Source organism: Natronospira sp. (genome assembly GCF_007134575.1).
Lineage (GTDB): Bacteria > Pseudomonadota > Gammaproteobacteria > Natronospirales > Natronospiraceae > Natronospira > Natronospira elongata.
On record NZ_SLKM01000309.1, the window covers coordinates 1 to 9,277 of the forward strand.

A 9,277-nucleotide genomic window follows, 5' to 3' on the forward strand; every position below is an offset into this window, starting at 1 on the left:
CCCTATCGAATTTTTCACCCGTGTTTAGCCATCCAGCAAATTGCGCCAGCGTTCCGGGCGGTGGATGCCAAAGCCCTGGCCGTAATCGATGCCCATTGTCTGGAGACGCTCCTGCAGTTCCCGGGTTTCAACGAACTCGGCAATGATCTGCTTGTTCATGGTATGACCGATTTCCTTGATGGCCTTGACCATGGCAAGGTCTGCCTCGTCGACCAGGATGTTGCGGACAAAGGCCCCGTCGATCTTGAGATAATCCACGGGAAGACGGCGCAGATAGCCAAAGGAAGACAGGCCGGCACCAAAATCATCCAGGGCGAACTGGCAGCCCTTGGAGCGAAGCACCTTCATGAAGCTGGTGGCGTCCGCGAGATGGCGGATGGCGGCGGTCTCGGTAATCTCAAAGCAGATGCAGTCGGGCTCGATGCCGTAATAAGATAGGGTGTCGACCACAAACTCGGTAAACTCGGGGCGATCGAATGACTGCCCGGAGAGATTGACATGACAGGCTGTCAGGGCTTCCCGGTGTTCCGGATGGTCCGCGAGTGTCCGGCAAGTATTCTCGAAGACCCAGCGGTCCAGGCGGTAGGCAGCGCCAAAGCGTTCCGCTGCCGGGATAAAGGCTCCCGGGGGCACCGATCGACCGTCTTCGTCCAGCAACCGGAGCAGCAATTCATATCGAAACTCTTTCCCAGATTGCAACGGTTCAATGATCTGCGCATCCAGATAAAGCCTGTCGTCTTCCAGCGCCTGTCGGATCCGATTGACCCATTCCATCTCCCCTCGACGTAATGCCACATGCTCATCCGCGGTACTGCTGGCATGAACACGATTGCGCCCTTGTTCCTTGGCGATATAGCAGGCCAGGTCCGCCGAGCGCAGCACACTGTCTATATTGGGCATGTCGGCTTCGATGGGGACGACGCCGATACTGCAGGCCACATTGAAGGTCTTCTCCTCCCACTCAAACACCAGGCCTTCCAGGGCATTGCATATCTTGGAGGCCACCTGCTCTCCCTTTTCAAGATCACAGGCTCGAAGCAACAGACCGAACTCATCACCGCCCAGCCTGGCCAGCACATCTCCCTCTCTGATCTGAGATCGCAACAGCTCAGCGACCTGAACCAGCATATGGTCACCCGCGACATGTCCCGAGGTGTCGTTGACCAGCTTGAATTGGTCAAGGTCAATGAAGCAGACCACGAAGTCCACATGTTCTTCGCGGACTTCCCGCAGCGCCTGGGCCAGTTCCCGATCGAAACTGCGCCTGTTGATCAGGCCGGTCAGGCCGTCATGGGCTGCCTGGTGGGCCAGCTCGATGGACAGTCGACGCGACTCCGATACATCTTCCAGGATGGCAATCAGCGATTCAGGCTCCCGGCGTTTTCCCTGAATTGCAGACAGGGTGAGACGGCCCCAGACCAGCCCGCCATCCTGGCGGTGGAACCGTCGTTCCAGGGTCACGGCTTCATCACTGCCCTGGAGCAGATCCCGAATGATCCGGTCATCACCGTCACGGTCTTCGCCATAGACAAGATCTTGATAGTAGCGACCGACCAGTGCTTGCCGCTTGCAAACCAGGATGTCGCCGAGCGCTTCATTGACGTTCAGGATGCGTCCGGCCGGTGTAAGCTCCGCCATACCCACCGCCGCTTGTTCGAAGATGGATTGAAAGCGCCTTCTGGATCGATTGATCAGACGCATCAATCGCCAACCGAGGAGTGTGGCGATACCGGCCAGCATCGCCATTACCATGCTGCTTCCGAACAAGAGGACATGACGCAGCCAGCGGGTCGCCTCGGTAAAAGCCGCGACAAAGCGTGAAGTTAGTTCATAGGAATGCGCATTGGCTATTTCGAGCTCCAGAAGCAGCTTGTTCAGCTCTGCTTCATCCGGCGTATCGGCTGATCGGGCTTGTTCCAGCCGGTCGGCCAATGTCAGCAATGAGAGAATATACTCATCCGACTCTCGCCAGACATCCACGGCCTCCCGCAGATGGGGAAAATCGGCAAAGTTACGAAAGAGCCAGATCATGATGGGAATATCATCGGGATGGTTCTGGCCGCGAATCAGGCCATCCACCGCGGCATCCCGGTCCAGCGGCTCCGCTTCCATGGCAAGCCGGGCTTCCATGTCGCCAATGGGGATGTCGGCCAGTTCCCGTGCGGCCACGAGATCAGCCTCTTCTCCCTCCTGGGCATAGCGGTAGAGGGCAAAGACGGACCCCAGCTGCGCCCGGGACCAATGGCTCTGACCCGCCATGTAGGCAGTGGCAGCACCCTGAAGCTGAACCAGAAAGATCACCAGTGCCGTGGCCAGAGCGAAGACCAGGAACAGGCCAGCCACCAGCCCACCGACCTTCAAGCGGCGCCTTAGCTCTGGATGTGAGCCCTGCATTCCCTGCATCCACCCTCTCCGTGCTTCAGTATTCAGTCATCCGGCTCGAATTCGAAGCGGAACTCCGTCACCAGGGGTCGGGAATCGGGATTGTCTTCAGTGGCCTCATAGCGAAAGTGATAGAGCGCAGCCAGAGTGGCTTCAACAAACAGCTCCCCCGGCTCAGACTCCAGCACCTCGGCAGAGGCAATCTTTCCATCACTTCCGATCCGTGCGCGGACGACCACATGGCCCTCCTGGCCAATGGCCTCGTCCGGGTAGACCGGTTCTGCCAGTTCCACCAGTTCCCAATAGCGCTCCACCGGCGTTTCCTGGGTATCGAACAGGGGTCTTGGGCCAGCGCAGGCGACCAACAGCATCGCCAGTAAGGGAATCAGTGTCCCCAATAGGCAAAGTGTTCTCTTCATGACGGCAACCTCCCCTGGCCCTACAGCTCTATTCGGCCAGTGACTTAAGACCCTGGATGAAGTGGTTCGCTACTTCCTGGGCGTCGCCGAACACCATTTGCGTGTTGTCGGCGAAAAAGAGCGGATTCTCCACGCCGGAGAAACCGGTGCCCCGTCCCCGTTTCACGACCATGACATTGTCGGCATGATCCGCATTGAGGATGGGCATGCCGAAAATGGGGCTGTCCTTCTTGTTGCGGGCATCCGGATTGACCACGTCATTGGCACCGATGATCAAGGCAACGTCCGCTTCGTCAAACTCGGCATTGATCTCCTCAAGGTCGAAGATCAGGTCATAGGGGACGCCGGCTTCAGCCAGCAGGACGTTCATGTGACCGGGCATCCGGCCCGCGACCGGGTGGATGGCAAACTTGACGTCAACGCCCCGTTCCATCAGTCGCTCGCAGAATTCCCAGAGCTTGTGCTGGGCCTGGGCCACCGCCAGGCCGTACCCCGGCACCACAATGACTTTCTCGGCATATGCCATGGTGATGGCGGCATCGGAGGCCTCGGTTTCCTTCATATTGCCCTCGGGACCGCCCCCCCCTTCGCCACCGGTATCCCCAAAGCCCGCGAAAAGGACATTGGACAGGGGCCGGTTCATGGCCTTGGCCATCAACTGGGTCAGCAGGGTACCTGCCGCGCCCACCACGGTGCCGGCAATGATCATGGCGGCGTTATCCAGCACGAAGCCTTCGAATGCCACCGCCAGGCCGGTCAGGGCGTTATACAGGGAGATCACCACCGGCATGTCGGCGCCCCCAATGGGCAAGGTGATGGTGATCCCCGCCAGCAGGGCCAGGACGAAAAAGACAGTGATCAGCTCGAAGGGGTAGCCTTCCACCACCAGCAGGGCCGCCCCGCAGCCAATGGCGCCAAGGAAAACCAGGGCATTGAAGAGCTGCTGACCGGGGAAGCGCATGGTCTTGGAAATCAGCCCTTCCAGCTTGGCATAGGCCACCAGGCTGCCGGAGAAGGCGATGGAGCCAATCAGGCCACCGGCCACGGCCAGGCTCATGATGACCACGCCATAGTCACTGTCGGCATAAAGGGCCACGGCCCCGATGGTCGCCGCGGCGCCCCCGCCCATGCCGTTGTAGAGCGCGACCATCTGCGGCATGCCGGTCATGGCCACCTTGCGGGCACTGACCCAGGCCAGCAGGCTGCCCACAAACAGGGCGCTGATGATCAGGAAGAAGTTGCCCATGTTCGGCAGGAAGAAGGTGGCGGCCACGGCCAGTACCATCCCCAGGCCCGCCTGGCGGATACCGCGTCGGGCGGTGACCGGCGAAGACATCCTCTTGATACCGAGAATGAACAGCAGGATGGCGATGAAATAACTGGCCTGAATCAGATGATCGAGCGTATCCCGACTGATGATTTCACTCACGCCTTCTCTCCCTTGCTGGACTTGAACATCTCAAGCATGCGCTCGGTCACCACATAGCCGCCGACAGCATTGCCTGCGCCCAGTGCAACCCCGATGAAGCCGATGACCTGCCCCAGGGTGGTCTCGGCATGGCCCAGGGCCACCATGGCCCCCACCACCACGATGCCATGCACGAAGTTGGAGCCCGACATCAATGGGGTATGCAGAATGACCGGGACTCGGGAGATGATCTCGATGCCGACGAAGGCCGTCAGCATGACGATGTAGAGGGCAATAAAGCCGGTCAATTCGATCATTTGCCTTCCTCCGCAGCCGGAAAACGGATTTCGCCATCGTGGCTGACCACGCTCTTGGCATAGACCTCATCATCCATGTTCCAGGTGAGCCCGCCATCCTCACCCACGCAGGGCTGGGTGAAATTCCAGAGGTTGCGGGCGAACATTTCGCTGGCGTGCTCGGCAATCATGCCGGGCACATCGGTGGGCCCCACAATACTGACAGATCCCAGTCGCTTGACCTGCCCGGCCTCGGTCAGCTCGCAGTTGCCGCCGGTCTCGGCTGCCAGGTCCACCAGGACGGCGCCGGGTTTCATGTCCCTGGCCATGGCCTCGGTAATGATCTTTGGCGCCGGGCGGCCGGGGATGGCCGCCGTGGTGATGACCACATCGGCCTGAGCCACATGCTTGGCCAGGACCGCCTGTTGCTGGGCCTTCTCTTCCTCGGTCAATTCCCGGGCGTAACCGCCCTCGGCCTCGGCCTTGACGCCGGTATCGACGAACTTCGCCCCCAGAGACTCAACCTGTTCGGCGACCGCCGAGCGCACATCGAAGGCTTCCACCCTTGCCCCCAGTCGTCGTGCCGTGGCGATGGCCTGCAGGCCGGCGACACCGGCCCCCACCACCAGCGCCTTGGCCGGGCGAATGGTGCCGGCGGCAGTGGTGAGCATGGGGAAGAAACGCGGCAGATGTTCAGCCGCAAGGAGCACGGACTTGTAGCCGGCCACCGCCGCCTGGGACGACAGGGCATCCATGGACTGGGCCCGGGAGATGCGGGGGATCAACTCAACCGCGAAGGCTGAAAGTTTCTGCTCGGCCAGGGCGCCGACAAATTCATCCCTTTCCCAGGGCGCCAGAAAGCCTACCAGCCCGGCACCGGGCTTCATTTGCCGAAGGCGCTCTATCTCCGGACGTCTGACCGCGAAGACCAGGTCTGCCTGAGACCAGAGGGTGTCGGCGTCCTCGACGATCTCCACACCATCGATGTCGGCAAATGCCTGGTCCGAGAATCCCGCAGCCTTGCCGGCCCCGGCCTGGATCTGTAGCCGGGCCCCGGCCTTGACCAGCTTTGGCGCCAGACTCGGCGCCATGGCCACCCGCCGTTCCCCCTCGCGTGTCTCCGCGGGCACCGCGATGACTGTGCTCATTGTGATCTTCGCTCCCTTGGCTATTGGGCTGGCAGAAAGTATCTCGATTGAGTGTAGCAGCCTCTGAGGCCTCGTTGGCGGCGTGAATTTTTTGTTGCCGCCGTGATCAAAAACTTGTCAAGGCAGGGGAAATGGATGTAAAAGTGTCAACAGAAGCTGATGCGGGCGGTGTTTTCTGACCTGAGTCCAAGCGCCCCGTTCGCGCAACCGGGCTTCGGAGCGAACCATGAATAATCTGGCTCAGCAGGTGCTGCGAACCGACATCGGGGGCATGCCGCTGGAGTGGATTGGCTACCAGGACGCGGCAAGGCTCTATCATCTGGGCGAAGTGGCCTATGAGGTTGGTTCGCCCTTGTACGACCTCCACGGTGGCATCTGTGCACGCACGGGCCGCCAAAGCATCCTCACTGTCCACTCCATCATCGCCACCCCCGGCAGCCGCAAGTACGTCAACCGCGCCCGCGGACAGTACACGCCGCCACTGAACAACCACACTCTCTTCCGGCGTGATGCCCGCCTCTGCCTTTATTGCGGTGATCGCTTTCCCAGCAATCTGCTTTCCCGTGATCATGTCACCCCGGTATCCCAGGGTGGCCACGATCACTGGAACAATGTGGTGACTGCCTGCAAGCGCTGCAACAACCACAAGGCGGACCGGACACCGGAACAGGCCGGGATGCAGCTTCTGGCCGTTCCCTTCACCCCCACCCATGCCGAGTACGTCTATCTCAAGGGTCGTCGGGTGCTGGCTGACCAGATGGAATTCCTGTTGGCCCACTTCCCTCGGACCAGTCCCCTGCACAAGCGTCTGAGCAGTCTGCTGGAGCGCAATTGAGAGATCTTTGTGCTCTACCTTCTTGATGCCTCCATCTTTCTCTTTCGCGGCTGGTTTGCCCTGCCCGATTCCATCACTACTGCCGCAGGTGAGCCCGCCAATGCCTTTCGCGGTTTCGCCACCACCCTGGTGGACCTGCTGCCTGAAACCGGCGGCCAGCCCCTCCTGATTTGCTTCGATGAAAGCCTGAGCAGCTCCTTTCGCAATGAAATCGACCCGGACTACAAGGCCAACCGCGAGTTGCCGCCGCCGGAACTGGAGTGTCAGTTCCGCTGGGCCCGGACGCTGTCCGAGGCCCTGGGCCTGCCCGTGCTCGCTTCCGATTATTTCGAGGCCGATGACCTGATGGCCAGCGCCGCCCGCCTGGCGCGAGACCAGGCACTGCCCATTACCCTGATCAGTCGGGACAAGGACCTCGCCCAGTTGCTGCGCCCGGGCGACTATTTCTGGGAGGGGCCGGGCAAGGCGGCCCGCGATCGTGATGCGGTGGCCGAGCGCTTCGGCTTTCCCCCCGAGCGCATGGCCGACTACCTCGCCCTGGTGGGCGACCCGGTGGACAATATTCCCGGCGTGCCCGGCATCGGCGCCAAGACCGCCGCCCGCCTGTTCTCGCTCTACAGCGACCTGGATGCCCTGTACGCCGATCTCGACGGCCTCCTCGAGCACGGGCTGCGCGGCGCCGCCCGTCTCCGCGAACGACTGCAGGCGCATCGGGAAGTGGCTTTCCGGGCCCGCGCCCTAACCCGCCTGCGGGATGACGCCCCGCTGCCTTTCGACGCCCTGCCGCCGCGGGGGCCAGTCGACCCATCGGCCCTGAACGAGCTGGACCGCCTTGTCGGTCTGGGTCGAGCCAACCGCAGGAAGCTGGGTCTGGCGCATGCCTGAGCCAAGTGAATCACAGCGCCAGGCCATCTTCCGGGCCGCCGGTCTGCCCGAGACTCGAATCCACTGCCGGCCGCTGTCGGGCGGGGACATCGGCCACGCTTGGCAGTTGGACAGTGAGGATCAGTCGTTTTTCCTCAAGACCCTGCCGGCCAGCAATAACCCCATGCTGGCAGCCGAGGCCGACGGCCTGGCCAGGCTGGCGGCGACCGACGCGGTGCGTGTCCCCACGGTTCTGGCGCAGGGCCGCGACCGCCATATCGCCTGGCTGTTGTGCGAATACCTGCCACTGTCCGCCCCAAGCGAGGCCAGCGACACCCGTCTGGGCGAGGCCCTGGCCGCTCTGCACGGGCATCAGGCCGAACACCATGGCCTTGAGCGCGACAACTACATCGGCCTCACGCCCCAGCCCAACCGCCAAAGCCAGGACTGGTGCTGGTTCTTCCGCGAGCAGCGCTTGCGTCCGCAACTGGATTGGGCAGCCGCCAAGGGCGCGGGCGGTGCCTTACAGGAGGCCGGCGAGCGCTTGCTCGAAGCCCTCCCGCGCCTGCTGGCGGACCACAGACCCGCCCCGTCCCTCCTTCACGGCGACCTTTGGGTTGGCAACCGCGCCCGTATCGGCGCCGACGAGCCCGTCATTTTCGACCCGGCTTGCCACTACGGCGACCGTGAATGCGACCTTGCCATGAGCGAGTTATTCGGCCGCTTCCACGCGGGCTTCTACCAGGCCTACCAGCACCACTATCCCCTGGACCCCGGCTACCACCATCTACGCCGCCCCCTCTACCAGCTTTACCACGTCCTCAACCACTGCAACCTCTTCGGCAGCCCCTACGACCACCACGCCCTGTCCCTTGTCGAGACAGTGCTGAATGCCGACTGACCGGAATTTGGGTGGGCGATTGGAACACAGAGTCAACGGAGGAAGACGGAAAGTTCTCGGATGGTCGGCTTGCGGCTGTATGCGCGAATGGATTAACTCAGAGGTTCCCCAACATCCCCTGAACCTGTTTTGCGTCCGAGAAGACACAAGACAATGCCGACGAAAACACCCCAAGCGACTCCCGCAAGATGGATGGTCTGGGCAACGGCATCAACTCCGTGCCCGAGTGAGATGGCCAAAACAACGGCGATCAGGCTCTCGGCACGGTATACCAGCGGGATCCGTCGCGAGAAAGGATTGAATGAGCCGCCAGGCACGCGAGAATCGCCAGGATGCCGCCGGATGCACCTACCGCGGCGGTTTCCGAATCAAGCAGTGAATGGAGCAGGCCACCGACCAGGATGCCGCCAATGAGTACGACAAGGAAGTTTTTGCGTCCATGCCAGGATTCAAATATGGGTCCGAAGAAGAACAGTCCAATGAGATTCAGCGCGATATGGATCCAGCTGAAGTGAAGAAGCGCGTAGCTCGCAAACTTCCAGTAGGCCCCATCATCCAGTGCGGCTTGATCAAGCCGCAGTGATTCGACAAGAACACTCGATAGTTCGGGATAGGCAAAGCTGCTGAACAAAAGCAGCCAGCCGGCAAACAGAATGAAACCGGTATAAGTCGTGGCAGATGCTGTTGAATTTAGAGCGATCCAGGATCGAAAGCGTTGGGCCTACAGAATCTCCTGTTTGAATCTGTGCGAATGACTACCAGCGACGACGAGGCCCAGCATCGCTGAAAGCAAAAGCAACCAAAACCCATGCCAGCCGGACATTGATGAACCTAGCTGAATTGATCCGAGCGTAGGCTGGCTGAATCCAATGAGTCCGGCAGCTGCGGCCATTATGGCCATGGCAGTAAGCGAGCACCTCAATTTTGAAAAGTAATGCGATCGCCATTGTTTGTTTAATATGAGCGGCAATTCTCGTTTCAGACGCTTTGAGAATTCTTGGTTAAGGCGCCACGGTCGCCGAGG

At 61.1% G+C, this 9,277-nt stretch carries 9 protein-coding genes and 1 pseudogene; 3 read left to right on the top strand and 7 right to left on the bottom strand.

What is annotated here, in order from left to right; all coding sequences use genetic code 11:
• Positions 1 to 24: 24 nt before the first annotated feature.
• The 5 genes from ACJWXQ_RS12455 to ACJWXQ_RS12475 are packed head-to-tail and all read right to left on the bottom strand — an operon-like array spanning position 25 to position 5,653.
• A complete protein-coding gene (locus ACJWXQ_RS12455) occupies positions 25 to 2,403 on the bottom strand; it encodes a putative bifunctional diguanylate cyclase/phosphodiesterase (RefSeq protein WP_406672927.1) in 2,379 nt (792 codons plus the stop codon).
• A gap of 23 nt (positions 2,404 to 2,426) precedes the next feature.
• Positions 2,427 to 2,801 carry an energy transducer TonB gene (locus ACJWXQ_RS12460; protein ID WP_346050572.1) on the bottom strand — a complete coding sequence of 125 codons (375 nt, stop codon included), beginning with the start codon at positions 2,799 to 2,801 and terminating at the stop codon, positions 2,427 to 2,429.
• A gap of 28 nt (positions 2,802 to 2,829) precedes the next feature.
• Positions 2,830 to 4,230 carry an NAD(P)(+) transhydrogenase (Re/Si-specific) subunit beta gene (locus ACJWXQ_RS12465; RefSeq protein ID WP_406672928.1) on the bottom strand — a complete coding sequence of 467 codons (1,401 nt, stop codon included), beginning with the start codon at positions 4,228 to 4,230 and terminating at the stop codon, positions 2,830 to 2,832.
• The gene (locus tag ACJWXQ_RS12470) at positions 4,227 to 4,526 is read right to left on the bottom strand and encodes an NAD(P) transhydrogenase subunit alpha (protein ID WP_374729188.1); all 300 of its coding nucleotides are present in this window, start codon (positions 4,524 to 4,526) and stop codon (positions 4,227 to 4,229) included. The genes ACJWXQ_RS12465 and ACJWXQ_RS12470 overlap by 4 nt, the downstream gene beginning before the upstream one ends.
• Positions 4,523 to 5,653: a Re/Si-specific NAD(P)(+) transhydrogenase subunit alpha gene (locus tag ACJWXQ_RS12475; protein WP_346050571.1), complete on the bottom strand. Its 1,131-nt coding sequence runs from the start codon at positions 5,651 to 5,653 to the stop codon at positions 4,523 to 4,525. Before ACJWXQ_RS12475 ends, ACJWXQ_RS12470 begins: the two co-directional genes overlap by 4 nt.
• Positions 5,654 to 5,879: 226 nt before the next feature.
• On the opposite strand from ACJWXQ_RS12475, the gene ACJWXQ_RS12480 reads away from it, so the two are divergent.
• Genes ACJWXQ_RS12480 through ACJWXQ_RS12490 form a run of 3 tightly spaced genes read left to right on the top strand, consistent with a single transcriptional unit; the run spans position 5,880 to position 8,253 of the window.
• Positions 5,880 to 6,488, top strand: a complete 609-nt coding sequence (locus ACJWXQ_RS12480) for an HNH endonuclease (protein WP_346050570.1) — start codon at positions 5,880 to 5,882, stop codon at positions 6,486 to 6,488.
• 9 nt (positions 6,489 to 6,497) lie between these two features.
• Positions 6,498 to 7,373, top strand: coding sequence for a 5'-3' exonuclease H3TH domain-containing protein (locus ACJWXQ_RS12485; RefSeq protein ID WP_346050569.1), 876 nt, complete (start codon positions 6,498 to 6,500; stop codon positions 7,371 to 7,373).
• Entirely contained in the window at positions 7,366 to 8,253 is an 888-nt protein-coding gene (locus ACJWXQ_RS12490) for a fructosamine kinase family protein (protein WP_346050568.1), read from the top strand. Before ACJWXQ_RS12485 ends, ACJWXQ_RS12490 begins: the two co-directional genes overlap by 8 nt.
• Positions 8,254 to 8,503: 250 nt before the next feature.
• Here the strand turns inward: ACJWXQ_RS12490 and ACJWXQ_RS12495 are convergent, their stop codons facing one another.
• Both ACJWXQ_RS12495 and ACJWXQ_RS12500 read right to left on the bottom strand, forming a co-directional pair.
• On the bottom strand, positions 8,504 to 8,884 hold the full coding sequence (locus ACJWXQ_RS12495) for a rhomboid family intramembrane serine protease (protein ID WP_406672929.1): 381 nt from the start codon (positions 8,882 to 8,884) through the stop codon (positions 8,504 to 8,506).
• A gap of 90 nt (positions 8,885 to 8,974) precedes the next feature.
• A pseudogene (locus tag ACJWXQ_RS12500) lies at positions 8,975 to 9,277 on the bottom strand (hypothetical protein); the annotation flags it as partial.